The 26,929-nt window shown below is 67.4% G+C and carries 23 protein-coding genes; 6 read left to right on the plus strand and 17 right to left on the minus strand.

The window, feature by feature from the left end; genetic code table 11:
- Positions 1-159 precede the first annotated feature (159 nt).
- Positions 160-1,605, plus strand: a complete 1,446-nt coding sequence (locus ACFXJL_RS22035) for a glyceraldehyde-3-phosphate dehydrogenase (protein WP_358879631.1) — start codon at positions 160-162, stop codon at positions 1,603-1,605.
- Between the two features lie 216 nt (positions 1,606-1,821).
- Here ACFXJL_RS22035 and ACFXJL_RS22040 read toward each other — a convergent pair whose 3' ends face one another.
- From ACFXJL_RS22040 to ACFXJL_RS22070, 7 genes are all read right to left on the minus strand, one after another.
- Positions 1,822-3,099 (minus strand): NAD(P)/FAD-dependent oxidoreductase, encoded by a 1,278-nt coding sequence (locus ACFXJL_RS22040; protein WP_384694894.1) that lies wholly within the window; start codon positions 3,097-3,099, stop codon positions 1,822-1,824.
- Positions 3,099-4,562 (minus strand): NAD(P)/FAD-dependent oxidoreductase, encoded by a 1,464-nt coding sequence (locus ACFXJL_RS22045; protein WP_384694895.1) that lies wholly within the window; start codon positions 4,560-4,562, stop codon positions 3,099-3,101. The genes ACFXJL_RS22040 and ACFXJL_RS22045 overlap by 1 nt, the downstream gene beginning before the upstream one ends.
- Entirely contained in the window at positions 4,559-5,992 is a 1,434-nt protein-coding gene (locus ACFXJL_RS22050) for an FGGY family carbohydrate kinase (RefSeq protein ID WP_384694897.1), read from the minus strand. The genes ACFXJL_RS22045 and ACFXJL_RS22050 overlap by 4 nt, the downstream gene beginning before the upstream one ends.
- Complete coding sequence (locus ACFXJL_RS22055) at positions 5,989-7,542, minus strand: amino acid permease (RefSeq protein ID WP_358879627.1); 1,554 nt, start codon at positions 7,540-7,542, stop codon at positions 5,989-5,991. Before ACFXJL_RS22055 ends, ACFXJL_RS22050 begins: the two co-directional genes overlap by 4 nt.
- A gap of 81 nt (positions 7,543-7,623) precedes the next feature.
- The gene (locus tag ACFXJL_RS22060; RefSeq protein ID WP_384638329.1) at positions 7,624-8,397 is read right to left on the minus strand and encodes a DeoR/GlpR family DNA-binding transcription regulator; all 774 of its coding nucleotides are present in this window, start codon (positions 8,395-8,397) and stop codon (positions 7,624-7,626) included.
- A gap of 497 nt (positions 8,398-8,894) precedes the next feature.
- Positions 8,895-9,230 (minus strand): hypothetical protein, encoded by a 336-nt coding sequence (locus ACFXJL_RS22065; RefSeq protein WP_358879625.1) that lies wholly within the window; start codon positions 9,228-9,230, stop codon positions 8,895-8,897.
- A gap of 327 nt (positions 9,231-9,557) precedes the next feature.
- The gene (locus ACFXJL_RS22070; RefSeq protein ID WP_384694900.1) at positions 9,558-10,490 is read right to left on the minus strand and encodes a TIGR03564 family F420-dependent LLM class oxidoreductase; all 933 of its coding nucleotides are present in this window, start codon (positions 10,488-10,490) and stop codon (positions 9,558-9,560) included.
- 149 nt (positions 10,491-10,639) lie between these two features.
- Between ACFXJL_RS22070 and ACFXJL_RS22075 the strand changes: the two genes are divergently transcribed.
- Both ACFXJL_RS22075 and ACFXJL_RS22080 read left to right on the plus strand, forming a co-directional pair.
- Positions 10,640-11,116 (plus strand): DUF5680 domain-containing protein, encoded by a 477-nt coding sequence (locus tag ACFXJL_RS22075; RefSeq protein ID WP_384694901.1) that lies wholly within the window; start codon positions 10,640-10,642, stop codon positions 11,114-11,116.
- A 327-nt stretch (positions 11,117-11,443) separates the two neighbouring features.
- Positions 11,444-12,097: a fasciclin domain-containing protein gene (locus tag ACFXJL_RS22080; protein WP_358879622.1), complete on the plus strand. Its 654-nt coding sequence runs from the start codon at positions 11,444-11,446 to the stop codon at positions 12,095-12,097.
- A gap of 207 nt (positions 12,098-12,304) precedes the next feature.
- On the opposite strand, the gene ACFXJL_RS22085 is transcribed toward ACFXJL_RS22080, so the two are convergent.
- Entirely contained in the window at positions 12,305-13,177 is an 873-nt protein-coding gene (locus ACFXJL_RS22085; RefSeq protein ID WP_384694904.1) for a DUF4394 domain-containing protein, read from the minus strand.
- A gap of 389 nt (positions 13,178-13,566) precedes the next feature.
- A complete protein-coding gene (locus ACFXJL_RS22090) occupies positions 13,567-14,157 on the minus strand; it encodes a TIGR03086 family metal-binding protein (protein WP_384638316.1) in 591 nt (196 codons plus the stop codon).
- A 100-nt stretch (positions 14,158-14,257) separates the two neighbouring features.
- Between ACFXJL_RS22090 and ACFXJL_RS22095 the strand changes: the two genes are divergently transcribed.
- Positions 14,258-15,223: a helix-turn-helix transcriptional regulator gene (locus tag ACFXJL_RS22095; RefSeq protein ID WP_384694907.1), complete on the plus strand. Its 966-nt coding sequence runs from the start codon at positions 14,258-14,260 to the stop codon at positions 15,221-15,223.
- Between the two features lie 59 nt (positions 15,224-15,282).
- Here the strand turns inward: ACFXJL_RS22095 and ACFXJL_RS22100 are convergent, their stop codons facing one another.
- Both ACFXJL_RS22100 and ACFXJL_RS22105 read right to left on the minus strand, forming a co-directional pair.
- A complete protein-coding gene (locus ACFXJL_RS22100) occupies positions 15,283-15,525 on the minus strand; it encodes a DUF6411 family protein (RefSeq protein WP_329025358.1) in 243 nt (80 codons plus the stop codon).
- Between the two features lie 310 nt (positions 15,526-15,835).
- A complete protein-coding gene (locus tag ACFXJL_RS22105) occupies positions 15,836-16,744 on the minus strand; it encodes a glycoside hydrolase family 19 protein (protein ID WP_329025359.1) in 909 nt (302 codons plus the stop codon).
- A 999-nt stretch (positions 16,745-17,743) separates the two neighbouring features.
- On the opposite strand from ACFXJL_RS22105, the gene ACFXJL_RS22110 reads away from it, so the two are divergent.
- Positions 17,744-18,169, plus strand: coding sequence for a hypothetical protein (locus tag ACFXJL_RS22110; RefSeq protein ID WP_384694911.1), 426 nt, complete (start codon positions 17,744-17,746; stop codon positions 18,167-18,169).
- A 219-nt stretch (positions 18,170-18,388) separates the two neighbouring features.
- On the opposite strand, the gene ACFXJL_RS22115 is transcribed toward ACFXJL_RS22110, so the two are convergent.
- The 3 genes from ACFXJL_RS22115 to ACFXJL_RS22125 form a co-directional block, all read right to left on the minus strand.
- Entirely contained in the window at positions 18,389-18,604 is a 216-nt protein-coding gene (locus ACFXJL_RS22115; RefSeq protein WP_384638309.1) for a hypothetical protein, read from the minus strand.
- 138 nt (positions 18,605-18,742) lie between these two features.
- Positions 18,743-20,272 carry an amino acid permease gene (locus ACFXJL_RS22120; protein ID WP_358879616.1) on the minus strand — a complete coding sequence of 510 codons (1,530 nt, stop codon included), beginning with the start codon at positions 20,270-20,272 and terminating at the stop codon, positions 18,743-18,745.
- Positions 20,273-20,324: 52 nt separating this feature from the next.
- Positions 20,325-21,323: a hypothetical protein gene (locus ACFXJL_RS22125; protein WP_329025367.1), complete on the minus strand. Its 999-nt coding sequence runs from the start codon at positions 21,321-21,323 to the stop codon at positions 20,325-20,327.
- Between the two features lie 344 nt (positions 21,324-21,667).
- Here ACFXJL_RS22125 and ACFXJL_RS22130 point away from each other — a divergent pair, with 344 nt between their 5' ends.
- Entirely contained in the window at positions 21,668-23,119 is a 1,452-nt protein-coding gene (locus ACFXJL_RS22130) for an FGGY family carbohydrate kinase (RefSeq protein ID WP_384694915.1), read from the plus strand.
- A 120-nt stretch (positions 23,120-23,239) separates the two neighbouring features.
- Here the strand turns inward: ACFXJL_RS22130 and ACFXJL_RS22135 are convergent, their stop codons facing one another.
- From ACFXJL_RS22135 to ACFXJL_RS22145, 3 genes are read right to left on the minus strand one after another with little or no spacing between them, the layout of a single operon-like run.
- Positions 23,240-24,832 (minus strand): glycosyltransferase, encoded by a 1,593-nt coding sequence (locus ACFXJL_RS22135; protein WP_384694918.1) that lies wholly within the window; start codon positions 24,830-24,832, stop codon positions 23,240-23,242.
- Positions 24,829-25,002: a hypothetical protein gene (locus ACFXJL_RS22140; RefSeq protein WP_329025371.1), complete on the minus strand. Its 174-nt coding sequence runs from the start codon at positions 25,000-25,002 to the stop codon at positions 24,829-24,831. The genes ACFXJL_RS22135 and ACFXJL_RS22140 overlap by 4 nt, the downstream gene beginning before the upstream one ends.
- Positions 25,003-25,059: 57 nt before the next feature.
- Positions 25,060-26,310 (minus strand): nucleotide sugar dehydrogenase, encoded by a 1,251-nt coding sequence (locus tag ACFXJL_RS22145; protein WP_384694922.1) that lies wholly within the window; start codon positions 26,308-26,310, stop codon positions 25,060-25,062.
- Positions 26,311-26,929: the final 619 nt, after the last annotated feature.

Genomic DNA, 26,929 nt, shown 5'->3' on the forward strand with positions numbered 1-26,929 from the left:
GCCGGGAAAGGGGCCCGGACGACGGGGGAACGGGCCCTGCTCCCGCCCTGATCTGCACGTACGGCCCGATCGTGCGAGCCGGCTCGGGTGGCACCGCCTGAATGATCAAAACGGCGGCGGGTTAGCATATGAGCGCCGCCTAGCTCGAAAGATGAATCTGTGACTGTCAACGAGGACTCGTTCATCAACTGGAAGAACCGCGAAGAGATCGCGGAGTCGATGATTCCGATCATCGGCAAGCTACACCGGGAGCGGGACGTAACGATTCTGCTGCACAGCCGCTCCTTGGTGAACAAGTCAGTGGTCAGCATCCTCAAGACCCACCGATTCGCCCGGCAGATCGCCGGTGAAGAACTCTCGGTCACCGAGACGCTGCCCTTCCTTGAGGCACTCACCACCCTCGATCTCGGTCCGTCCCAGATCGACATCGGCATGCTCGCCGCGACCTACCGCACCGATGGTCACGGGCTGTCGGTGGCGGAGTTCACCGCGCGTGCCGTCGTCGGCGCCACCGGCGCCAACAAGATCGAACGCAGTGAGCCGCGCGACGTCGTCCTCTACGGTTTCGGACGCATCGGCCGGCTGCTCACCCGGCTGCTCATCGAGAAGGCAGGGTCCGGCAACGGTCTGCGGCTGCGTGCCATCGTTGTCCGCAAGGGAGCCGGCCAGGACCTCGTCAAGCGCGCTTCGCTGCTGCGCCGTGATTCCATCCACGGCCAGTTCAACGGGACGATCTCCGTGGACGAGGAGAGCGGCAAGATCATTGCCAATGGCAATGAGATCCAGGTGATCTACTCCGACGATCCGACGTCCGTGGACTACACGGAGTACGGCATCAAGGACGCCATCCTCATCGACAACACCGGTAAGTGGCGCGACCGCGAGGGTCTGTCGAAGCACCTCCAGCCGGGCATCGCCAAGGTCGTCCTGACCGCGCCCGGCAAGGGGGACGTGCCCAATGTCGTCCACGGCGTCAACCACGACATGATCAAGCCGGATGAGCAGATCCTCTCCTGTGCGTCCTGCACCACCAACGCCATCGTCCCGCCGCTGAAGGCGATGGCGGACGAGTACGGCGTGCTGCGCGGGCACGTGGAGACCGTCCACTCGTTCACCAACGATCAGAACCTGCTGGACAACTACCACAACTCGGACCGCCGTGGCCGTTCGGCGCCGTTGAATATGGTCATCACCGAGACGGGCGCGGCCTCCGCGGTGGCCAAGGCGCTGCCGGAACTGAACGCCAAGATCACCGGCAGTTCGATCCGCGTCCCCGTACCGGACGTCTCCATCGCGATCCTCAGCTTGCAGCTCGCCCGCGAGACCACCCGCGAAGAGGTCCTCGACCACCTTCGTCAGGTGTCGCTGACCTCGCCGCTCAAGCGCCAGATCGACTTCACCAGTGCCCCGGACGCGGTGTCGAGCGACTTCATCGGCTCGCGCCACGCGTCGATCGTGGACGCGGGTGCCACCAAGGTCGACGGAGACAACGCGATCCTCTACCTCTGGTACGACAACGAGTTCGGCTACTCCTGCCAGGTCATCCGTGTCGTGCAGCATGTGTCCGGGGTGGAGTACCCGACCTACCCGGCTCCCGTCGCCTGATTCCGCGGTCGGTCCGGGCGGAACCCCAGCCGCCCGGACCCACACGGCAACGCCGTTGACGCCATCTCCCTGATGACGTCAACGGCGTCTTCGTCTCTGCACGTGCACCGCGTCCGCCCGGCGGCCTGGCCCAGCGCCCGATGCCGGTACGGGTCCCGTCGTCCGCATCCGCCCCGGCCCCGGACGCATCGATGCGTCCCGGGGCAGGAGCACCGATCAGCGCACGGTGAGGGTGACGGGCCCGCGGTGTGGGCTGATTCCCCGCAGGATGGACCACGGCACCCGGAACACCCGGCCGGGAGCAGCGGGCCAGGCCAGCCGCCGTTCGGAGAGGACCTCACCCCCCTGACGGGCCGTGACCCGCGGTACGCGCATGAACTCATCGGTCCACAACAACAGTCGACCACGCGGTGGAGCCGGGTCACCGGGACGCAGCAGGCTGGGCGACACCCAACGCAACGGCTTCTCGGCGAGCAGTGGCACTGCGGGGGAGGAGTGCGGGAAGGAGTCCGTGGCCAACCAACGCACCACCTGATCGGCGACGTGCCGACCGTCGAGCGCGGCGATGTCGGCGGTGTCGACCGGATGGAGCATGTTCCCGGCCGCGAACACCCCGGGACGGCTGGTGCGCAGCGCGGTGTCCACGACGGGGCCGAGCGTGTGCGGGTCCAGGGCGATGTCACCGGTGCGGACGAGTTCGTTGTCGGGGATCCAGTCACCGGTGAAGACGACCGTGTCACAGGCGAGTACCTGACGCCGACCGGTGTCGAGGTCCTCGATCTCGACCCCTTCCACCCGAGGCTTGCCGATCACCCGCACCACGCGGGACCGATTGATCACCGGCACGCCCAGGACGACCTTGCCGCCGAGGTTGAAGGCACCGTACGACTCGGTGTGCTCGTACTGGCTGACCATCGCGGCGACCGAGCAACCCGCCTCCCGCAGGGTGAGCGCGGCCGACCAACTGACCAGCTCACCGCCGACGATGACGGCGCGCTCGCCCACCCGCTGGTGGTGGAGGTGGACGGCGTTCTGCAACTGGCCGGTGGTGTAGACGCCGGCCGGGCGGTCCCCCGGGATACGCCGGGCGGTGCGCGGCCTCTCGCGGGCTCCGGTGGCGAGGACCACGGCCCGGGGCTCGACCCGAAACCGGCCCTGCGGACTGGTGACGTCCACGGCCAGCCCCGATGCCCAGTGGGTGACCATGGCGTTGGTATGGATGACGGCACCCGCCCGCCGCGCGGTCTCGGTGAGCCGGCGTGCGTATGCGGGCCCCGTCAGCACCCGGTGCAGATCCCGCAGCCCGTATCCGGTGTGGTCGCTGTGCCGGGGGATGCCCCCGGCCTCCTTCTCCCGGTCCAGTACGAGGACATCACCGGTGACCCGGGGGGCGAGGGCCGCGGCGGCGCTGAGACCGGCCGGTCCGCCACCGATGACCAGTACGTCAGGGGTGAGGGTCATGGGAGGTGCTTGCTCGGTACGCGCGTCGGTCATCAGGAGGTCACCTCGTGGCACGGACGGGCACAGCCGCGCCCTGTGTCGTGGTCGGTGTGGTCGTTCAGGAGTTGCTGGACGGCGGAGCCGCAGAAGAAGCCCTGGCAGCGCCCGTTCATGGCACGGGTGCGACGGCGCAACCCGTCGAGTGTCCGGGCGGGCAGCGGAGCGTTACAGGCGTCCCGGATCTCACCGGCGCTCACTCGTTCGCAGAAGCAGACGATCTCCCCGTACGCGGGGTCTTCGGCGATCCGTGCGGCGTCCTCGTACGGACGTACGCCCGCCTCGCCGATGTAGGGCATTGCCGGTGGCGGTGGCAGTGCGTCGCGTTCCTTGAGGACGACACCGGACGCGGTCAGCATCTCGCCGACGTACTCGGCGATCGCCATGCCCGCGGTCAGACCGGTGGAGCGGATGCCGCCCACGAGGAGATAGCGCTGGTCTGCATCGGCCTCGATGAGGTAATCCGAGCGGTCGATGGCGGCGCGCAGGCCCGCGTACGTGGCGGTGACCTCCTCCTCCAGCAGGCGCGGCATCAGCCGTTCACCCTTGCCGAGGAGGAAGGCGAAGCCGTCTTCCGAGGTCCCGGTGGCGGTGCGGTCGGTGAGGTCCTCGGAGGTGGGGCCGAGCATCACATTGCCGTAGACGGTGGGGGAGACGAGGACGCCCTTGCCCCGCTTGGTGGGTACGGGAAGGACGATGCGGTCCACCAGCGGGCGGGCCAACTTGTCAAAGACGAACAACTCGCCGCGGCGCGGGGTGACAGTGAACCGGTCGTACCCGAAGAGCGCGTCAAGACGGTCTGCGCCGAGACCTGCGGCATTGATGATCCACCGTCCGTGGACGTCACCGCCGCGCGTGTGCAGGGTGGTGATGTCGTCCGCGACGGTGATGGCGGTGACCGCATGATCGAGGAGGATGTCCGTGCCGCGCCGGTGGGCGTCGGTGGCCAGGGCGAGATTGGTCGTCCAGGTGCAGATGATCGATTCGTCGGGCACGGTCAGCCCGCCGAGCACGCCTTCGCCGAGCGCCGGGACCTCGGCGTACACCTCGTCCGGACCGATGAGCCGACTGTGGTGATAGCCGTTGGCCTCGGCCTTGTCCCGGAGCGCGGGGAGCGCGGCGAGTTCCTCCTCGTTCCAGGCGACCAGGATGGCCCCGGTGTGTTCCACCGGGATTCCGGTCTCGCGGGCGTAGTCGGAGAGCAGGTCGTACCCCCGGGCGACCAGTCGGGATTCGAGGGTGCCGGGGGTGGCGTCGAAGCCGGTGTGGAGGATGGCGGTGTTCGCCTTGCTCGTACCGTCCCCGATGTCGGAGCGCGCCTCCACCAGTGCGACGGACACCGCGTGTCCCGCGAGTTCGCGGGCGATGGCGGATCCGACGATCCCGCCCCCGATCACGATGATGTCGTGAACGGGAGCCGGACCGCGCCCAGGAGTGGTGCTGCCTGGGGTGTGACTCATGTGAGATCTCCCTTGCGGACGGCCGTCTCGGCGACCGCCGTCCATGACGTGCGAAACTCTGCTGCCCGATCCGCCGACCACTGCGGCTCGAAGAACGCCGCCGGCTTCCAGCTGCCGACGGCCTCCGGGAGCGTCATGCCCGGGTTGAGGGCGAGTCGGGCCAGCGCGGCGGCGCCCAACGGGGTGGCGTGGGCCGAGGGATAGATCTCCACCGGCATCTGGGCCAGATCGGCCTGCGCCTGCATCAGGGTACGGCTGCGGGTGAGGCCGCCGTCCGCGCGCAGACTGGTCAGCGGTGCGCCGAGGTCGACGGCCACCGACTGGCACACCTCGGCCACCTGGGCGGCGATGCCTTGGAGCACCGCGAGCACCAGATGCCCGGGGCGGGTGGAGAGTGTCATTCCGGCGAAGGTGGCGGTGGCGTCGGGTCGCCACCAGGGCGCGGCGAGACCCGCCAGGGCGGGTACGCACAGGGTGCCGTCGGACTCCTTCGCGGCGACCGTGTCCAGCTCCGCCGCTGACCCTATGAACCCGAGGTCCCGCATCCAACGCACCGCGGAAGCCGCCGTGTACACCTGTCCGTCGATGCAGTACGGGGTGTTCCCGGCGGCCCGCCAGGCGACGGACGTGGTCAGCCCCGAGGTGGAGCGGACCGGGCTGGTGCCGGTGTTGGCGAGGACGAAGGCACCGGTGCCGAAGGTGCACTTGGCGGTGCCCGCGTCGAAGCAACTCTCGGCGAGGAGCGCCGCCTGCTGGTCCACGATCAGCCCCGCCACCGGGATCCGACCGCCGAACGCCCCGGTGGTGCCGATGATCTCGTCGCCGGCGGCGATCCGGGGCAGCCGCTCCCCTCCCAGGTCGAACAGGTCGGCCAGGTCGGGTGCCCACTCGACGGTGTCGAGGTCGAGCAGCAGGGAGCGGCTGGCGGTCGAGGCGTCGGTGACGAACTCCCCGGTGAGGTGGTGCAGGAGCCAGGTGTCCGAGGTGGTGACGACGCCTTCGCGCGTCACGTTCCGGCGCAGCCAGGTCATCTTGGGCGCGGAGAAGTAGGAGTCCAGGACGAGACCGGTGCGGGCCGCGATGGCGTCGGCGTGCTGCCGCATCCCCGCGACCACCGACTCCGCCCGACGGTCCTGCCACACGATCGCCTCCGACAGCGGAGTACCGGTCGCAGGGTCCCAGGCCAGGACCGTCTCGCCCTGGTTGGCCAGGGCGACGACGTCGATCGGGAGCCCCGCCTCGGCGATGGCGCGGCGGCCGGTTTCCAGGACCGATGCGAGCAGCGCCCGCGGGTCCTGTTCGACCAGACCGCCGTCGCCGTAGCGGGGACGCAGTTCGGCTTCGGCGATGGCGGCCACCGCGCCCGATGCGTCCACTACCACCGCCTTGGTGCCGGACGTCCCCTGGTCGATGGCGAGGACCACGGTCATCGGTCTGACACCTCCCCTGGCGAGGTCACCGGGGTCTTGACCGCTCCGGTCGTGGTGTCGTCGGCGTCGAGGGTGCGGTCGACGTCGGCCATGTCGGGCATGGTGAGCCCGGCGACACCGCGGCGGGCCAGCAGGTACGCGAAGTACACGGCGCCGATGGCGAACAGCACGAGGACGTACAGCCACGGGTCGCGGAAGGACTCATCACGGAAGATCAGCAACTCGTAGACGAGCCAGACGGAGGCGATCACGATGACGGGGATCTCCCAACGACCCAGCGAGAAGCCCTGGGTCGGCGGCAGCGACTTGCGCTTGACGATGTACATCAGCACGGTGCCCGCGTAGATGATCGCGGGCAACAGGGTGGCCGCGGAGAAGAGGGAGAACAAGGCGTCCGTGGACATCGCGAACGATGCCAGCACCAGTTCGCCCACCACGAAGATGAACAGCGTGGCGTTGAGCGGAGTGCCCCGGGAAACGTTGATCTTCCGCAGGGACTGCCAGCCGGGGAAGCGCTCGTCGCGGGACATCGCCCAGACCAGGCGCGTACCGCTCATGGTGATCACCAGACCGCAGGAGAAGATCGAGACCACGACGAGGACCAGCAGGGCCTTGCCGACACCCGACCCGAGGACCGCAGTGATCACGGTGGCCACCGGGGTGGCCGACTCGGCCAGCTTCACCGGGTCCTCGATGAGCGCGGTCACCGCGATCAGGAAGAGGAAGCCGAGGACACCGAGGGAGAGGACGGCCTGCACCATCGCCTTGGGGATCACCCGGGCGGGGTCGCGCGTCTCCTCGGCGAGGTTGGCAGCGGACTCGAAGCCGACGATGGTGAACGCGCCGAGGAGGAACGCCAACGCGAACGGGCCGACCTCACCGGCCGAGCCGAGGCTGTAGTAGCCGGCCTCCGCCACCGGAGCGGACTGGAAGAGGGTGGAGAAGTCCAGCTTGCCGGAGGCCGCGCCGACGACGAACAGCAGCACGGTCAGCCCGATCATGCCGATCAGCTGGATCGTCACCGCGGTCTTGTTGACCTGGTGGGTGACCCGGGTGGACAGCGCGACCAGGACCGCCTGGACGAGGATCACCACGGCCGTGATCGCCCATGCGTTCTCCTGCGTCCCCTGGTACTGGAGGAGCTCGGGGAGGATCGTCGACGCGATGGTGTAGTCGACGGCGACGACGACCACACCGAGGAAGGAGAAGGAGATCCAGCCCATGATCCAACCCCATACGGGGTTCACCAGGCGGGAGACCCACTGGTAGGCGTAGCCGCTGATGGGGATGCGGGCGGCGAGGGCGCCGAAGACGAGCGCCACGGAGAGTTGGCCGATGACCGCGATGGGCCAGGCGAATATTCCGCGCGGGCCGGAACTGTTGAGCACCGATCCGTAGGTGGTGAAGATGCCGGTGGCGATCGACACAAAGCCGAAGGCCATGGCGAAGGAGGCGTAGCGGGTGAGCTCCCGCTTCATCTCCTTCTTTTCGTCCGGTGCGCCTGCGCCGGGTCTGGCGCCGCCGGTGTCCACTGACTCATGGGTGGCCATAGGAGTGATCCCTTTCGAAACCCTGCTCGCTGGGAGGGTGGAAAACAATCGGTATGTACCGTACGGGGGCTAAGGCGGCGCTCACGCCACCACGACCTCGCATCCGGTGTCCTTCACGGCCGCGGTGATGTCGTCCTCCGCCGCCGTGTCGGTGATGACCCCCGTGAGGTCCCCGAACCCGCAGACGCGATGTCCGGCGACCCGTCCCCACTTGCTGCCGTCCGCCAGTACGTAGGTACGGGCGCTGCACGACAGGATCTGCTTCTTGGTGGCGATTTCCTCGAAGTGGAAATCGGTCACCCCGGCGGTGTGGTCGATGCCACCGGAACCAAGGAAGGCCAGGTCAGGGTAGATATCTGCGAAGAAGTGCACGGTCTGCGGCCCGGAACACACCAGATCCCCCGCGCGCAGTCGCCCACCGGGCAGCAGCACCGAGACCTGGGGAAGTACGGAGACCACCTGGGCCACCAGGAGCGAGGGGGTGGCGATCGTGCCCCGAAAGTCCAGCGGGAGGGCCCGTGCGATCTCCACGGCTGTCGTTCCGACGTCGATCACCACGGTCATCCCGGGCAGGACGAGCTTGGCCGCTGCCTTGCCGATGGCCGCTTTGGCGAGGGTCTGCGACTCGGAGCGGTCGGCGAACGACGCCTCCTCACCGCTGACCCCCTGCACCACCGCGAACGACGCTGCCCCACCGCGCACCCTCCGCAGGGCACCGCGCTTCTCCATCTGTCCGAGGTCCCGACGCACGGTCTCCACGGAGACGTGCAACTGCTCGGCGAGATCCTCGCTGCTGATGGTGCCGACGCGGTCCACCACGGCGGAGATCCGCCGATGTCGTTCTGCGGGAAGCATCACTGACTCCTGATCGCCATCGCCCGAAAATGACCGGGCATGACTGGAAGTGTGGATTGTTGCCCGAAAACCGTCAAGAGGTAGGGCGAAAATCACCCGTACTGGGGTGAAGGGTGATCGAGTCCGATCGCGAGGCAGGGCGGTGCCGGGCTGTGGCTACCCAGCCCTGGGGCCGGGGACTCGTCCAGCTGGAGGCTGCGGCCCTTGTCTCCGTTGCCCTGTGCTGCGGGGACGGCGGCTGCCGCACCGACCCTCGTGCTCGACGGCTCGGGCCGGGGCCGCGTCATCGCACCCTGCTATCCGGATGGGAGCGGAGCTGATGCGCGTCCGCGCAGAGCACGACCTGCCGCTGATCGACCGGATCGAAAGTGATAGCGCGGGAGCCGGTAGGACGCGAACTTCGGGCGGAACACCCTCGGCGGCTCGACTCCAACGGTCAGACAGGTGCGCGATGCGCGATCGCGGAGATTCCGACTCGTCAAGTGATACTGCGAGGGTCAGCCCCTCAGGGGGTCACCATCAGAGGGTCCGCCAAGCTTTTCCGCGAGGACGTTCGGCCAGTCCTCATGTTCAAGCCCGGTACCCAACAGGAGATCCCGCCAGTCCCAGGTTGCCGTCTCCAGGGTCTCCTCAAGGTCATCACCCTCTCTGTGGAGGAGGATGACCGCGCCAAGGAATCGTGCGTTCCCTTCGATCACTCCGTATCCACGCTCAATCTCAGCTGCACTGAGGGTGGATGCGTTGACGGCCGTGATCACCTCGGCGACTCTGGATCGCTGGCTCTCGTTGAACTCGTGCTCAAACACCGTCGCGAGCCACTCAGGCAAGACCATCCGTGCACACCAACTTCACTTGGCCAAGGGAGGAGCATCGGGCTGCGTACCGATCCGCCTCCGCTGGAGAACGTCCACCCGACCTTCACGGCAGCAGGGGCGTGAGGCCGCGCACACCCCAGGAGGGTGCGGGGGCAGGTGTTCAACGCACGTTCGGTGAATCGATCGCCCCAACCCACCTCACCCGCGAGCACCTTCGCCTCGCTTCTCCGCAAGGCCGTTGGCCTCACATCGCCTGACCGAACAGCCCGGCACGCACGAGGGTACGCGCCGGGCCCTTCGGGTGGAGCGGGACGTCGGATCGATGGGTGTCCGGTACGGCTGGTACTAGGGCCGCTCGGCGGCGAGTTCGCCGAGCAGTGACCAAGTTCGGTGCCGGTCGGCGTCCCCGGCGATCTCCGTACTCGCGAACACGACCTCCGTCGCCCCGGCGTCCAGATAGCGCTGGACCTCCGCCCGTACCGTCGCCTCGTTGCCGATCGCGGTCACGTCCACGGCGCTCTTGGCGCCGGACAGTTCGATCACCCGTGCGTAGGAAGGGATCTGCTCGTAGAAGGCGAGCCGTTCGGCGGCCCGGGCCCGTACGGACTCGACATCGTCGGTGACCACCCCGTTCACGAAGGCCACGATCCTCGGCGTGGGACGACCGGCCGCCGCGGCAGCCACCGTGACCGCCGGCACGATGTGCTCTGCCAAGGCACGTGGTCCGGCCAGATAGGGCAGGATCCCGTCCGCCAGCTCACCGCTGACCCGCAGCGCCTGGGGACCCATGGCGGCCACGAGCAGTGGTACGCCCGTCGTGGCTCCGGGCACCCGGGCGGGGAGCGGGGTGGCCGCGCTGATCAGTTCGCCCCGGAACTCGCTGGTGCCGGTCTCGATCAGCTGTCGCAGGACCACCAGGAACTCACGCAGTCGGGCGATGGGCCGTTCGAAGGGGATGCCCATGCCGTCCTCGGTCAGCAGTCGCGTACCGAGTGCGAGCCCGAGGTGGTAGCGACCGTGCGTGGCCGCCTGGGCGGTGAGTGCTTGGCTGGAGACCACCAGCGGATGACGCCCGAAGACGGGGATCGCGGCCGTCCCCACCTGGAGACCGGGTACTTCGCGTCCGACGATCGCCGCCAGCTGGGGCGAGTCGATGCCGAAGCCCTGCCCGAACCATGCGGATCGGAGCCCCGCCGTTTTTGCCTCCGCGGCTAACCGGACGGTGGCGTCGACTTGGTTGTCGGAATCGATGGCGTTGAGAGCCACTCCCACATTCATATCTGCCTGGAACTAACGGAGTTGAGGCTCTATTCCGGTTCAATTGTGACAAACATGTTTCCACCGCAGCCGCGGCCAGACCGCCCCATGCTCTGAAGGAGGGCGCGATGTCCCCGTCGACTGTCAGACCCTGCTGGTAGAACGCGACCATGGATACGTTGACGCTCACCGCTTCCACGCTGGAGGCATTTGTCGTTCGGGCCAAGGCCGCCACCTATGTCGGGGGTACCGGCAAGGTTGCCCCGGCCCGGACCGCCTCACACGATCTGGAGTACCGAGAGGGTGAGCTGGTCTATCGGGACAGCTACTTCGGCGGTACGGACTTCCTGGGGCAGGAGACCGTGCACCACGCGGACCGGCCCGTGTGGGGGATGAACTACTACGGATATCTGCTGAGCGACGACATCGACGCCTACACCGCGGGCGAGACCATCAAGGGGGCTCTGACACAGCTGTACCGCCAGAACAGATTCCTCGGCGGCTTTCGCCATACCGTCGACGGGCTGTCGTACGTCGATGAGAACACCGGCGACGTGCTGCGCTTCCAAGGCGTCGAGCACATCACCACGGCCGAGGGAGTCCGAGCCTATGAACTGCGGTACCACGGGGGCCGAGTGCTGGACTGAGGACCCGTAGGCGAGGCCGTGCGGGCGTGGCATGACCCATGCGCGTCGTACGGCGGCCACGTCCATGGGTGACGGGTGGGCGGCACACCGACGCCGGGTCGGGGAAGCTCGAATGGAGGCTCTCCGGCCGGCCGTCGCCTCGTCAACTCGTCCGCCCGCCGTCATTCGATCCGTTGACTGACCAATCCGCCTGGCCGTCGGCTCCGAATGCCGAGTGTGAGCAGGTTCTGCCCGTCGAGAGGAGCGCAGTCATGACAGACCGCCGTTCCTCCCAACACCAGACGGCTCGCAGCCCTGCCGAAGAACTCGACATCTCATGGAGTTTCGATGAACGCCCTTCGCTTCCGCCGCACCGCCGTCGCCGTCGCCGCCGTGACCGTCCTGCCCTTCGCCCTGGCAGCCTGTTCGGATTCGGGCAAGGACACGTCCGCCGATTCCGCGACCGAGGCGAGCAAGGATGACTCGCAGTCTCAGGAATCCGCCGCGCCCGATGACGCGGCGGCGGGCGACCAGCCGTTCGGCACCGCCTGCGCCTCCGTCCCGAAGCAGGGGTCGGGCTCCTTCGACGGAATGTCCAAGGACCCCGTCGCCACGGCCGCCTCGAACAACCCCGCGCTGTCGACCCTCGTTGCCGCCGTCAAGCAGGCCGGACTGGTCGACACCCTCAACAACGCCCAGGGGATCACCGTCTTCGCACCCACGAACGACGCCTTCGCGAAGATCCCGAAGGCCGACCTCGACAAGGTTCTCGCGGACAAGGCCATGCTGACGAAGATCCTCACGTACCACGTCGTCGGCCAGGGCGTGACCCCCGCGCAGTTGGAGAACGGCAACTTCGAAACCCTCCAGAAGGGCAAGATCACCGCCACCGGCTCTGGTGAGGCGTACACGGTCAACAACACCTCCAAGGTCGTCTGCGGCAATGTGAAGACTGCCAATGCGACGGTCTACATCGTCGACACCGTACTGATGCCCAAGTAGTTCGCATCCGGGGTGGTGAGCGCTTCGGAGGTGGGTCCTCGATCACTCCACAGTGATCGAGGACCCACCTCCGTACCGCCATGCCTCCTCGCGCCGCCCTCTGGAACGGACCTTCTGAACGAGCCGGGCCCGGCTCCACTGTGGGTGCACCCGAAGCCGAAGCCGACGCCAGCCCGTCAACGCCGCTTGGCTGTTGCAGCCGGGACGCTAGCTCTGGTCGAGTGGCAGGGCGATGTCAGTGACCTGCCGATCGGCGGGGAACGAACCGAGACTGCGGGCCGCACCCGTCAGCAGGTTGACCTCGTAGAGGCGGTGGGTGCTGCCGCTGCGCAGTGTGGCGAAGCCGTGGTTCGTGCCCTGTGTGGGTTCGAAGTAGATGTCGAATCCAGCGTTGGGATCGGCGTGGATGCCGAGCCCTCCCGTGGGGGCGAGGGTGCCGGCGTTGGCCGGTGACTGGAGGGAGACTCGATCAGCCAGCGTGTCGATGTCGAACAGGGTCGTCGCGGTCGCGGTGTTCAGGTCGTTGTTGGTGTAGGCGGCCCCGGTGATTCCCTTCGCCGTGGTGGGCGGCACCGTCGGATTGGTCAGCTCTCCATCGACAACGGTACCGAGCGTCCCCGTGCTGTCATTGATGTTGTGGCGCAGGTTCTGCCCGGTGTCACTCACCACCCGCAGCCGGTTGGCCGCCGGGTTGAAGTCCACACCGAACAAGGTCCCGGAGAGTGCGGTCGTGAGCTGGGAGACCTTCACCGCACGCGCGTCGTTGGTGGCGATGGTGTAGACCCCGCCCTGGTCGCCGACCCCGTACAGCTTGAGGTTCTGGACCCGGAAGTCGATGCCGACCAACTTGCTGTCTCCCGCCAGCCCGCTGACCGCGCCCACCGAAGTGGCAGCCGACGGCTTGTCGACACCGAACCGGACCAATCGCTGGTCGGTTGTCAGGCCGTACGCGACCAGAGCCTTCGGTGCGGCTGTGGTGCGGCCGTGGTGACGCTCCGCCCCTGACTCTGCGAAGGCGGCTGCGGGGACGGCAAGAGCCGCGACCAGACAGACGGGGACCGCGACGACGGAGATTCGCATGCTCGTGCTCCTTGTAGGAGGTTCGCCCGGAATGGGCGGTTGTCCGTACAGGGTTCGGAGCAAAGAACGCCCGAGTTTGGGCGAAACGTTCGAAATCACTCCGATGGCCGTCGTGGACAGATACAAATGGGGGCCAGCCGTGGCGATCGCGGGCCTGTATCCCGCCCATGGATCACCCCGGCCCTGCGATGGGCATCGTGGCTGAGGTGGTCGTGACGAGCATGCGGAGCAGTAGCAGCAGCCCGAGCTCGGTGCACCGCTTCGTCGGTGGTCCCGAGCAGAGCTCCGCCCCACCCGGCGGCTGTGCGCACGGGAGGGGCGGAGCGTTGTGAGGGCGAGCACGTCGCTTCTGAGGGCTACCGGCCCCCCGCTACCAGGAATCGGCCGATTCAGCCGTGGGAACGGTCGGGCACCTCCCGGCCCAACCACGCGGCCAGCCGGTCGTACGCATCAGCCCCCACGGGTGCCTCCCGTACGGCACCGAAGGGCACCGGGCCGCCACGGCTGGCGGCAGGGAGCGCGTCGTGGGCCATGGGAATGACCGCTTCGGCGAGCACGGGATCCAACTCCACCGGCCGGCCGAGGGCCTCGGAGAGGTCCCAGCCGTGCGCAACGGTCTCCAGGAGGGCGAAACCCACCATCGCATGCCCGGAGGTCTCCTCGCCCCAGGGCGAAGAGACCGTCGAGCTCAACATCGCATCGTCCGACCACGCCTCGCCGAAGCGTTGGTGCGCATCCCGATACGATTCGCGCCAGGCGTCGTCGGCGAAGTCCGACACCGGTGGGGGAGCCGACTTCCAGTCCCCGTTCTCACCGATGTGCGCCATCAAGTACAGCCCGTTCACACTGTGCGAGAGCAGTGCCCGAACGTCGAACTCCGAACAGGGCGTCGGATCGCCTAGCCGGGACGGAGTCACGGCTTCCAGCAGCACGGCGAACTGGGCGGCTGCTCGTTCGTACAACGGACGTGGGTCGTTCATCTGGTGGGTCTCCTGTGCGTCGGATCAGGTGCTCTGACGCCCGTACCTTCGAGGAGTAACCTGACAACTCCCGTCATGTTTCCCCGGAGAGTCTGCGCCCGTGAAGTCCGACCGCCTGCTCTCGATCATCCTGCTCCTCCAGACGCGCGGTCTGGTGCAAGCAGCCGAACTCGCCGAGCGCCTTGAGGTGTCCGTCCGAACCATCTACCGCGATGTCGAGGCACTTTCCACCTCCGGCATTCCCATCTACACCGAGCGGGGGCGTCACGGAGGCATTGCGCTGATGCCGGGGTTTCGCACCGACGTCACAGGGCTGACCGAGGACGAGTCGAGGGCCCTGTTCGTCCTCGCCGCACGCGGAACCCATGCAGCCCTCGGGCTCGATGCGGCGTTGGGGTCCGCGCTCCGCAAGGTCATGGCGGCGATACCGGAACCGCACCGACCAGCGGCAGAGCTGACGAGTCGGCGCATCCTGGTCGATCCGGAACGCTGGATGATGAGGCCCAGACCCGCAGTCGATCTCGACGTACTCAACTCGGCCGTGTTCACGGACCGTCGACTGGCCCTGCGCTATCGCCGCAGTGGCGCAGTCGAGCCCGGCGACTACGTCCTCGACCCTTACGGGCTCGTGGTGAAAGCGGGTGTCTGGTACTTGGTGGCCGACAAGGCCGGCTCTCCGCGGCTGTTCCGTGCCGACCGTGTGGTCAAGGCGTCCCTCATCGACGAGCCGGTGCGCAGAAGGCCCGGTTGGGAGCTCGCCGACGTGTGGAAGACGATGCGGTACGAAGCCGAACAACGCCGTCTCCCCCTGCTGGTGGCGGTACGGCTGCGCAAGGACGCCCTGGTGCGCTTCCAGTGCCTGACCTCTGGCCGGACCACCGGGGAGGTCACCCCGGAGGGAGAGGACTGGCTGCGGGCCGATCTGGTGTTTGACAACATTTTGGAGACCGGGGTGCTGCTGGCACTCGGTGACCAGCTGGAAGTGCTTTCGCCGCCGGCTGTACGTGAGGAGTTGGCACGGTTGGCGGCCTCGGTGGCGGGGGTGTACGCCGTCGGTGCGACGTGAGACGCCGTACGGGGTGCCAAGGGATCAGGCACCCCCCGGCGAGCGGGGGGCGGCGGCCCTTAGAACGGCAGCCGCCAGCGGGCCCGACGACCGGCGGAACTGCTCCGACTCACGGCACGCGAGCTGCTGTGGAACGGCTTGCTGAGGATGCGCCCCAGTATCCCGGGCGCCTTGCCGCCGGCGCGAGAGCCGAGGCCGAGCGTGCGTTGGGTCCCGCGTTCGGGATGGCGGGAGAGGCGGGGCACGAAGAAGGCCAGGACGGCCAGTACCACGCAGACGGCGATGATGCCTACAACAATCATCGGTGACTCCTCACTTCGGTTCGATCACTCGCCCGGCACCGACACCGGTGTGTCGGTCCTCGGAGCCCAGGGCGGTGAGCGGGCAGATCCGGTACGGGACCGGGGTGCGGGGGGCTCATCCCCTCGCTGAACTGCGTCTGCCCGCGATGCCGTGCCGCACTCGCCGAAACGAAAGGAGATGTGCCGTCGATGGGACATGCTGGACCGGGTCGGGTCCCTCGCGCGGTGGTGAACGGCAGAACGGGCCGGAGGGTGTCCCTCCGGCCCGTTCCTCACCTTCAGTACATCGGTTGATCAGCGGGTGAGCTGATCAGCACGAGATGTTCGCGCCGGTGGGCACGCCCAGGATCTGGGTGAAGTTCTTGTACCGGTTGATCCGGCTCTGGACCTGCGCTGGGTTCTTGCCGTCGCACTCCAGGAAGCCATTGATCGAGCGGATCGTCTGGCCGAAGCCGGCGCCGCTGACCATGGCGTCATGGCCGGTGACCGGGCCGGGACCGTCCTGCGTGTTCCAGTACCAAAGGGCCGTCATCATGCTGATCGCGGGGTCCGTCTCCACCTTCTCCGGGTGGTTCAACAGATCGATGCCGAGCCAGTCACCGACGGCCTTGTAGTTGAAGTTCCAGCTCAGCTGAATGGGGCCGCGGCCGTAGTAGGCCGAACCGCCCGCAGGACAGCCGTAGGGCTGGGTGGTGTCGCAGTAGTGGGGGTAGTTGTCCTTGTTGATCTCCGTGATGTAGAAGAGCCCACCGCTCTCATGACTGATGTTGGCGAGGAAGGCCGCGGCCTCCTGCTTGCGCATCGTGTCCGTGCCGGTGTGGGCGAACTTGGGGAACGCCTTCATGGCGTCCGTCAGACCCTTGTAGGTGTAGAACGGATTCCGGCGAGGGAACATCTGGTTGAACTGTTCCTCGCTCACCACGAAGCTGTTGGGGTTCGGGTTCCCACCCGTGCCGCAGGTGTACGGGTCCCAGTAGTGCGTGCTGACCACCGGGTTGTAGCCCGGGTTGTTGCGCTCGGCGATGTACACCTCACCGTCGTTGTACTTGACGATGTCGCCGGTCTGGTAGTTCGCGCCGGCGACCCAACTGGGTGCGATGGCGCAATCGTCCGCCGGCGAAGCGGCAGAAGCCGTTGCGGTCGGCACGAGAACCGTCGCTGCCAAGGAACCGGCCGCGACCACGCCGACCATCAGCGCCTTCATACGATCTTTGAGCACGAGTTTTCCCTTTCGTGCGTCAGCGGACATGCCTGCGAAGCCCGATGGAACCGGGTTCGCCAGGCACTCCGTGGCGGGGGTGTAGATCACACTGAAGCGTCCCGAGTGGGGGCGAGTCAAGGTATAGACCAATGAAGTTTCTGAAACAACGAGCCAATTTCCAGGGGCCGTTGGCCTGCAAAGAGGTGCGAAGGCCGAGCCGGCTCGGCCGTTTTTCCGGCGCTCCGCGATGGATCGCTCGGGGTCAGCGGGCACCTGTGTCTCCGATGGTGGTGCGGCCGGTGGATCGGGGGGCGCACGGTGTGGGCCGGTCGTATTTGCACCTGCGAGGAGGCGATTGTCGGCAGTGATCCAGATGTCCTTCGATGCCGTCGCCAGCGTGGGAGCGAGGGTCGTACAGGCAGGTCGACTGCTAGAGGAAAAGGTGAAACCGCGGTAGACCTGAAGCGCTGAGGGGGCTGTGAGGGGCAACTGCTCATGACTCGCGACGAGATACGAGGTGGCGCTGCCCCACCCCCGACGCTCGACCGTGAAGCCGGGGGATGAGTGCCGCCGATGTGTCCTCGATGCGTTGACGGGCTCTGCTGGCGCCCGGTGAGCCCGCAGAGGGAGATCCCGGAAGGGGGGTCGAAGTGTTCGACTGAGCATGATCGACGATCAAGGATATTGGTAGAGACTCGCGAAGGCAATGAAAGTTACTGCCAAAATCCAGAGCGGAACATGCACCGGGGCCGCCGTTCTGGAGCAAGAGTAGATCGGGCCGCGCCCTGCGTTCCAGTCATATGGAGGTGCTCCGATTCGGTGGGGCTTCGGTGGGGCGTGGACCGTTGCTCAGGCCATCGAACCCACACTTCACATCGACCCGCTGCACCCCCTGAGCCACAGCAAGCACATCGAACCTCCGGTACTTGCCAACTTCCACTGGCTTCTCATGCACCCCCCGCGGCACACTCGACGGGCATCGAACACCGTGAAGCAGTCGATCAGAGGGGAGCCGGAGTGGGACCTTCCCAGTCGCGTTTCGAGCCGGTGCGGAGGGTCGATGCGGCCCTGCGGTCCCTGGGCGCTGCGGGCGACGAGTGGACCGAACGGGCGGACGGAGAAGCCTGGTTCGCCGACTGGGGCGGTGACCTGGACGGCATCGAGCTGTGCATCGGCCTCATGGGCCATGGGCGTCACCCTGACGTGATCCGGGTGCTGTTCGACGACTGGGTGTTCGACCATGTCGTGGTGGAGCATCTGGAGGCATTCCTCATGGCCGTCTTCTCCGGTCGGGCCCGTCTGAGCAACGTGAGGTGGCTGTTCTTCTTCCACCATCAGGTACTGGAGGTCCCGGCAGGCGGCACCTCGTACTCCGCGGGACGAGCGGTGCAGGACCGGGACCGCCTCTCCCGATGGGAGCGGAACATCTTCGTCGACGAATGAAGGCGAACGCGGGCTACCGCAGGCGAACGCAGGCGAATGAAGCCGAACGCAAGTGAGTTCACGCACACGAAGCTGCGCCCTGCGACGAGGAGACAGGGCCAGGGGCAGGGGCAGGGGCACGGTCTAAGGCAGCCAGCGGGGTGCGGAGCAGTCGAGCTGCGCTCCCGCCGGCTCACGAGAGCCATCGCCCGTCCGGCACCTGCAACGGCCCGAGCGGAGCTAGCCCGGACCCGACTGGAGCTCTGCCACCAGCCGGAAGAACGCGGCCTCGTTTCCTGCCATGCCCAGTTCACCGAGAGCCTTGTCGACCTCCGAGATGGGCACGGCCAGTAGGGGCAGGGCCGCCGGAGTGTGTGTCGGTCCGTCGAGCACGGCGCGGGTGGTCTGGAGCAGCCGTAGATACGCCTGCGCGGCAGCGAGCTCACGATGGGTCATGTCAGCCTCCCGGGGGACGAGATGTCGGACCGTCAGCATCTCGTGCCGCACTGACATCGCCGAGTCGGCACACAGCAGCACGGGGCCCGGCCCTCCGTCCGAGTGGGCCGGACCCCGTGGGGCTTCACCTCGAAGGCGTCAGACGATCTGGTCTTCCAGTTCGGCCTGCTCGCGCGCCGACCCGTACGCCTTCGGCGTTCCATAGGATCCGCGGGCGACGAACCACCAGACGGTCGCCAGGGTCAACACCGTGACCAGTGCCACCGACGCGTAGTTCATGGTGTCCACCGTGACCGGACTCGACTGCGGCAGCAGGAAGAGGACGGTCACGAAGGCCACCCACACCACGGCGATCCAACCGATGGGCTTGCTCCACTTGCCGAGGGTCCATGGCCCCGGCTCGAACCGGTCGCCCGCCCGCAGCTTGAGGTAGACCGGGATCACATAGGCGGGAGTGATGCCGATGACGTTGATCGCGGTCACCGCGCCGTAGGCGGTCGAGGAGTAGAGCGAAGGCAGCGCCAGCACACAGGCGAATCCCACCGACAGCCACACCGCGGGCACGGGGGTCTGCGTCTTGCTGCTGACCTTGCGCCACAGCGCCGACCCGGGCAGTGCATTGTCCCGACTGAAGGCGAAGACCATGCGGCTCGCCGCGGCTACCTCGGCGTTGCCGCAGAACAACTGGGCGACGATGATCACGAGCAGCAGTGCGGTGGCACCACCGGTTCCGAGTGCGTCCAACAGGATCTGGGCCGGGGGTACCCCGGTCGAGCTGTTGAGAGCGCCGTCGTAATCCTGGATGGCGAACGTGAGCCCCGCGAGCAGGGCGAATCCCGCGATCCATGAGACCCAGATCGCGCGCACGATGCCTTGGGCGGCGGTCACCGAGGCGTTGGAGGTCTCCTCCGATAGGTGCGCCGACGCGTCGTATCCCGAGAAGGTGTATTGGGCGAGCAGCAGACCGATCGCCGCGACGTAGATGGGGTTCTCCCATCCGGTGTTGTTGACGAACTCGGTGAACACGAACTCGGGGGACTGGTGGTTCTTCGGCACGACGGCCAGTACGCCGACGATCAGGGCGACGCCCCCCAGATGCCACCAGACGCTGATCGAGTTGAGCACGCTGACCAGCCTCACACCGAAGAGGTTCAGCGTGGCGTGGAGCAGCAGGATGCAGATGAAGATGAGCATCGTGGTGCCCGGGGTGGGTTCGAACCCCCACTGGAGGTGGAGCAGTGCACCGGTGAACAGGGCGGCTCCGTAGTCGATGCCGGCGATGGCTCCGAGCAGCCCGAGGAGGTTCAACCAGCCCGTGTACCAACCCCACTTACGCCCGCCGAGCCGGTCCGCCATGTAGTACAGCGCACCCGACGTGGGGTACGCACTGGTCACCTCGGCCAGTGCCATGCCCACACAGAGGACGAACAGACCGACGATCGCCCAGCCCCACATCATGACCGCCGGTCCACCGGTGTTCATGCCGAAGGCGTACAGCGTCATGCATCCGGAGAGGATGGAGATCACGGAGAAGCTGATGGCGAAGTTGCCGAAGCCTCCCATTCGGCGGGCGAGAACGGGCTGGTAGCCCAGTTCTCTCAGCCGTTCCTCTTCGTCGATCGGGGCCGCAGAGGTCGAATTCGACCATCTTGGTCCGGGTATGGACATGGAAATACCTCCGGGGGAAGGGTGATGTCATGGAAAGGCGATGGATGAGTGGTCAGAGGCCCGCGTCGCGAGCGGCGCTCAGACACCGGGCACGGGCGCGGAGGTAGACGTCCTCCGCGAGGGCCGAGTCACCGGGACTTTGCGAGCGGTACAGCCAGGGGGGTGCTGTGTAATAGGGGCCCAGAGCCCTGAAGACCCGAGCGGCCTCGATGAACCGTCCTGCTCCCCACAGGGCGTGGGCGAGATGGTTGAGGTCCAGCAGCGAGGACTTGGTGGAGTCGACCTGGTCGAACCACGACTCCAACGCCACAACGGCCTCACGCGTTGCATCGTCGGTCACCCAGTGCAGATCGAGCGCCCGCTCGTGCCCGTTGTCCCTGCGGTAGCGCTCCACCCGTACATAGAGCGGGAGCGCCAGGATTGCGGAGCCGACGGGAGCGGCGGAGGCGGCCCACAGCACGAAGTTCACCGCCTCCGAGAGATGTCCGTTCCCGGATTTGCGGCTGTACACGAACTGGAGCATCCGGTGGTACGCCTCGCGGTTGAACGGGTCCCGCTTGTGGGCCTCTGCCAGTAGCCCCCAGGGGCCGGGGAACAGCATGGGGCCCGGGGGGACCTGTCGGTGTTCCTCCAGCCTCTGCTTGTCGTCGAGTTGGGCGAGTGCGAGCAGGCAGACCCACGGCACCGGGTCGTTGGGTGCCTGGTGGGCGGCGATACGGCAGGCGTCCCAAGCCTCGTGCCACAGATCCTGGGTCCGCGCATGGCCCTCGCGATGAGCCCTGAGCGCGCGCTCGACCGACACCCGGCAGTGCATCACGATCGCCGACAGGGAGGCGGGCTCCTCGGTCCGCCAGGCGTGCACTGCATCGGAGCCCGCCGCAACTGCGGCCAACACCTGGGTGCGCTGTGTCCACATGCCCCAATCGGCAGTGGAGTTCAGCAGGTTGCGCATCGACAACCAGCGGCCCGTCCTTAAATCCTGCATGGCGGAGCGCAGCTCGTTGTCATGGCCCGCCGGGTGGTATACCGGGCGAAACTGGTCCTGGGACATCAGTCCGCCGCCGCCCCCATCGGTCTGCGTCGGCTTGGATGTCGCACAAAGGTCGTCATGGGTCCTCATAGGGACGGGTGGGGGGTGGGAGCGGAGTGGGTATGTCTCGATCCACTCCGCGTATGCGCGCCGATCTTACTCAACCCGACGACAACGACAAGAAGTTGATTGCTACGGATCGATGAAGCCGTGTGCGTTAGCGATCAACGCCCCTACCAGGGGCGTACCTTGACGTAGCGCGACGCCTGATCCACCCTGGCATGTCGTCAACGATCATTGATCAAGGGGTTCTTGACGCATTCGTGATGATCGAGGGTCCCGTCAGCTGAAGAACCGGGTGACCCATGTCCAGCGCCGTACTTGCCGTTGACCAAGGCACTTCGGGCACCAAAGCCCTGGTCATCTGCCCCGAGCGTGGGGTGATCGGCACTGGGTCCGTACCGGTGTACCCGCGGTACGGTCCCGGCGACCGGGTGGAAGTGGATCCGATGTCACTTCTCGACTCCGTCATTGCGGCGGGTCGGCAGGCCCTCGCAGAGGCCGGCGAGCCCGTGGCCGCCGTCGGTCTGGCCAATCAAGGGGAGACGGTGCTTGCCTGGGACCCCTCAAGCGGTGCACCCCTGACCGAGGCCATCGTGTGGCAGGACCGTCGGGCCGAGTCCATCTGCACCGAGCTGGCCCCGTACGCCGATGAGCTCGCCCAGCTCACCGGTCTGCCCCTCGACCCCTACTTCGCGGCGGGGAAGATGGCCTGGATACGGCGGGAGCGGACCCGTGAGGGTGTGGTCACCACCAGCGATGCCTGGCTGGTCCACCAGCTGACGGGCGCCTTCGTGACCGACGCGGCCACCGCCGGCCGGACCCAGTTGCTCGACCTCGATGACGTCACCTGGTCGGCGCGGGCACAAGAACTCTTCGGGCTCGGTTCGGAACGCATGCCGGACGTCGTCGACTCGGCAGGGCCGGTGGGCACCACGACCGCCTTCGGTGCGACCGTTCCGCTCACCGGTCTGCTCGTCGACCAGCAGGCGGCCCTGTTGGCGCAGAGCGTTACGGAACCGGGGACGGCCAAGTGCACCTACGGGACCGGGGCCTTCCTCATGGCCCAGACCGGGAAGTCCCCCCTGCGCACCAGCAGCGGTCTCGTCAGCTGTGTCGCCTGGCGATTGGGCGGGCGCACCGACTACTGCCTCGACGGTCAGGTGTACACGGTCGCCTCTGCCGTGCGATGGCTCACCGAACTCGGAGTGATCTCCGGGGCTGCCGACCTCGACCCGATCGGATCGGGCGTACCGGACACCGGGGGAGTGACGTTCGTGCCCGCACTGGCCGGCCTGGCCGCCCCGTGGTGGCGCGGTGACGTTCGCGGTTCGCTCACTGGAATCGGTCTGGACACCTCTCCCGGCCATGTGGTGCGCGCCCTGTGCGAGGGCATCGCGGCCCAGATCACCGAGTTGGCCGCGGCTGCCGCTGGCGATCTGGGCCAACCGCTCTCCGTGCTGCGGGTGGACGGCGGATTGACCCGGTCCGCACTGCTGATGCAGACCCAGGCCGACCTGCTCCAGATCCCGATCGAGGTCTCGGCGCTGCCCGACGCCACCGCGCTCGGTGTCGGGGCAGTCGCCCGGATGGGGATCGTCCCGGGGCTCACCATCGAACAGGCGGTGCCCCGATGGGAGCCCGCAGCCGTGTACGAGCCCGCCATCAGCGCGGACGAGGCGGCGCAGCGCCTCGAACGATTCCGTATGCATGTGGACCAGTTGCTCGACTGGTCGGGCGGCCGGCCCAACCGGTAGCTCCGAGCTCAGGACCGCCCGTCGACGGGGCAGGTGGGTGCGCCGCGGTCGGCTGCACCTGCCCGGCCGAACCCATGACGAACGGTCCGCACGCGTCGGCCCCGCCGGGGAACCGGCCGCTCACCCCGCTCGGACCGGAAGGACGCGCAGCTCAAGGGTCATCTCCACGAGCGACTCCGGATGCGTGGGGGACGGGTAGTGGTACGCGGGTGCCCATGGCTCGGTGTCGACCGGCCCTGCGCCGGGCTGTCCTGTACCGGACTGCCCGCCGTAGGACTGCCCGGCAGGGGACTGTCCGGCAGGGGACGGTTCGGCGTCAGCTGGGGTGCCCGATGGTTGTGCAGCGGAGGCCGAAGCGCCGTCCAAGGAGACCTCGGCACCCCCTTGCCGCGTGCCCCAACCGGTGTTGGCGCAGGTGGCGGCCCCGTACCAGCGCATGAAGCGCAGTACGGTCCAGGCGAACACCACTGCCAGCGGCATCAGCATCCAGGTCACGATCCTCGAACGGATGCGTTCATCGGAGCGGATGATGCTCAGATAGCGCAACCCCTGGGCCCAACCGATGAGAAAGGGGATCAGCAAGAACGAGGCGTCCGGTGCGTTGCCGTACTTCAGCGGTTCGACCAGCAGCAGCCAGACCAGAACCGATGTCGACAGGGCGACCTGGAACCAGCGGAGCAGATGGATCCAGTAGGCGACGCCGTCCAGTGGCAGATAGCGCATGCGCCACAGGGAGCGGATGGTCGAGCCGCGCATCCAGCGCAGGTACATCCGGCACAGATGGCCGAACTTCTCGGGCATGGCGGAGAAGACGACAGCGGTGGGCTGCTGGACGGTCCTTCCGCGCAGAAGTGCGTACAGGGTCAGGAGACTGTCGTCCGACATGGTCACGGGCCGACCACGGAAGGTCTCGCTCAGATAGGCGTGTAGATTGTCACGGATGACCTCGGCCCGATAGGCGGCCAGCGGACCGGAGTTGACGAGTACCGCACCGACGGTGGACAGCGCCGAGCGGTCGACCAGCTGGCCGGTCAACAGCCAGAGGTCGGTGATCCGGGCCAGCAGATTGACCCGGTGGTTGGTGGCGAGGACGATTCCCGCCACGGACTGCACGGAACGCCGCCGGAACGGGATGAGTATCTCCGCTATGGCGTTCGGTGCGAGGCAACTGTCGCTGTCGAGCGTGACATAGACATCGGCCTCCGGGCTCGCCCGTACCCCGTGTCCCTGGGCATGGCGTTTGCCTCCGTTGTCCACACGGCGCCAGGTGGTGTGCACACCGGCCCGCCTGGCCGCTGCCAGCCACCACTGCCGCACCTCGGGGTACTGGGTGTTGGTCGATCCATCGTCGACGATGTGCACGCTGTCGGGCAGCCTCGTCTGGTCCAGGAGGGATTGCAGTCCGAGGCGGAGATAGCCGTCGTCCTCGTTGTACACGGGGACGAGGACGGCGACATGGAGGTCCGCCAACCGTCGGGCAGTGCGGGGAGTGGCGCGATAGGGCCGGTCGAAGTGGTACATGACCGTCTGGGCCATCAGCAGGACGAAGGTGACCGCCCAGACGGCGCCGAGCCGACCGCGGGTCGCATCGCCGAAGTGGGTCGCGGCGATGGCGTGCTGCGCCGCCCAGGCAGCAGCCGCGGTCAAGGCGATGGCTCCGGCGAGCACCGTGCCGGAATGGTGCGGGTGGGCGGCCAGGGGTCTCGGGGTCATCGTTCGCCGGCCGTGCGGTCGCGACGGAAGCCCAATCGGATCATGACCGCACCCGCACAGACGACGAGGGCGGCGATGCCCAGGAGCCACCATCCGGTGACCACCGTCCCGCCGACGATGATGGCGCCGGCTGCCGAGCCGGTACGGGCGAGCTGGGAGTTCTCGGACATGTATGCCTCGCTCTGATCATGGGGTTCGGGCGGACGGCGCCATGTGTCGGACACGTCCTAGAGGTGTTCGATGTGATCGCCGACCGGAACCACCCGGCGGGTGTCCAGGACGTACGGGGCCAGCCGGCGCACGGCATCGAAGTCGAACTCGGGGTGGTCGGTGAGCACGATGACCGCGTCCGCCGCCGCGAGGTCCTCGGGAGTCATCTCGGCCAGGTGGCCGGCCTCGGGCGTCGTGGGGAGATGGGGGTCGACCGTGGTGCAGTGCGCGCCCTTGGCGATGAGGAGGTCGACGACGCTCCGCGCCGGGGACTCGCGGGTGTCGGACGTTCCCGCCTTGTAGGTCAGGCCCAGCGCGAGGATTCGGGCGCCCTTGAGGCACTTGCCCCTCTGGTTCAGGGAGTTCTGGAGACGCTCCACGACATAGGCCGGTTGGCGCTCGTTCACCTCCTGCGCGAGCTCGACGAAGCGGAAGGTCTCACCGAGTTGCTGCCGTACGTGGTGGGAGAGGTACACGGGATCGATGGGCAGGCAGTGCCCGCCCACCCCGGGGCCCGGTGTGAACCGCATAAATCCGAACGGCTTCGTCCCGGCGCAGTCGAGGGCGTCCCCGACGTCGATGCCCAGCAGATGTCCGAGCTTGGCGAGTTCGTTGACCAGCGCGATGTTGACATGGCGAAAGGTGTTCTCGAAGACCTTGGCGAGTTCGGCCTCCTCCAACCCCCGGGCGGGCACGGTCTGCTCGACGATCGAGTCGTAGAAGGCACGGACCCGGTGGAGGCAGTCGGCGGTGAGCCCCGCGACGACCTTGGGCGTGTTCTCGAAGCGCCAGACGGCATTGCCCGGATCGATGCGCTCCGGGCTGAACCCGACCGAGAAGTCACGGCCGGCGATGAAGCCTGAACCCTCTTCGAGGAGGGGGATGAGGACATCGCGGGTGGTGCCCGGGTGGGTCGTCGACTCCAGCACCACGGTGCAACCCGGTTCGATGTATCCCGCCAGCGTGCGGGCTGCGGCACGGACACAGGTCAGGTCCGGTGCGCGATCGGTGAGCGGGGTGGGGACCGTGATGACCGCGACGTCGAAGCCCTTGAGGTCGGCCGCGTCGGACGTCGCTCGGTAGGTGTGGGCGTCGATCGCGTTCCGCAGTCGGTGGGACGGTACGTCCTCGACGTACGACTCGCCGGAGTCGAGGAGCGCGCAGCGGGCGAGGTCCGGTTCGTAGCCGATGACGTGGTGTCCGACCTCAGCCGCACGCATGGCCAGGGGGAGTCCTACATAGCCTTGTCCCAGTACGGTGATGTTCATGGGGGTGGGGGTCTTTCTGCCGGCGGTGCGGAAGTGCGCGAGTCGTATCGGCCGGGGGGAGAGCCGAAGGGATGACCGGGCCCGTGGCGACGGTCCTTGAGGTGGCCCACGGGGTGGGATGTCTGCGGGGAGATGGCCGGCCTCTCGGTTGGGGGCATGGGTCCGTGTCATGACCGTTCGATCGATGGACACCGTGAAGCCCGAGGTGTAGCTGAGATTTCAGCCGATCGAAGTGGCCGGTGTGGCGCTCTTTTGCCGTTCCATGACGCACATTGGCCAGTTCTCATCTTGCGGTGATCCGTGCTCATCGAATCCATCGGGCCCGTTCCGCAGGGCTGCCCATCGAATCGCGGTGGGTCGCCCGGTCGGATGGCGCCCGTTCAACGCTGGTGGGTGCGCCGGCGTGCCGCTCGGCGCCAGGCTCCCCTCCCGCTTGTCGCGGGAACATCACCTCTCTGTAGGGGAGTTGGGCCGGTCGATCCCCGTTCGACGGTGGTACATTGATCGAGTTATGGATCAATGTTCTAGTGGTCGAACGATGTTCGGCAGTGAAGCGGTGCCCGGCAGTGAATCGCCTTTCCGGGATGAAGGGCGGGGGCGATGCAAGCCTGCACAAGGA

Source organism: Streptomyces sp. NPDC059256, assembly GCF_042753785.1.
Lineage (GTDB): Bacteria > Actinomycetota > Actinomycetes > Streptomycetales > Streptomycetaceae > Streptomyces.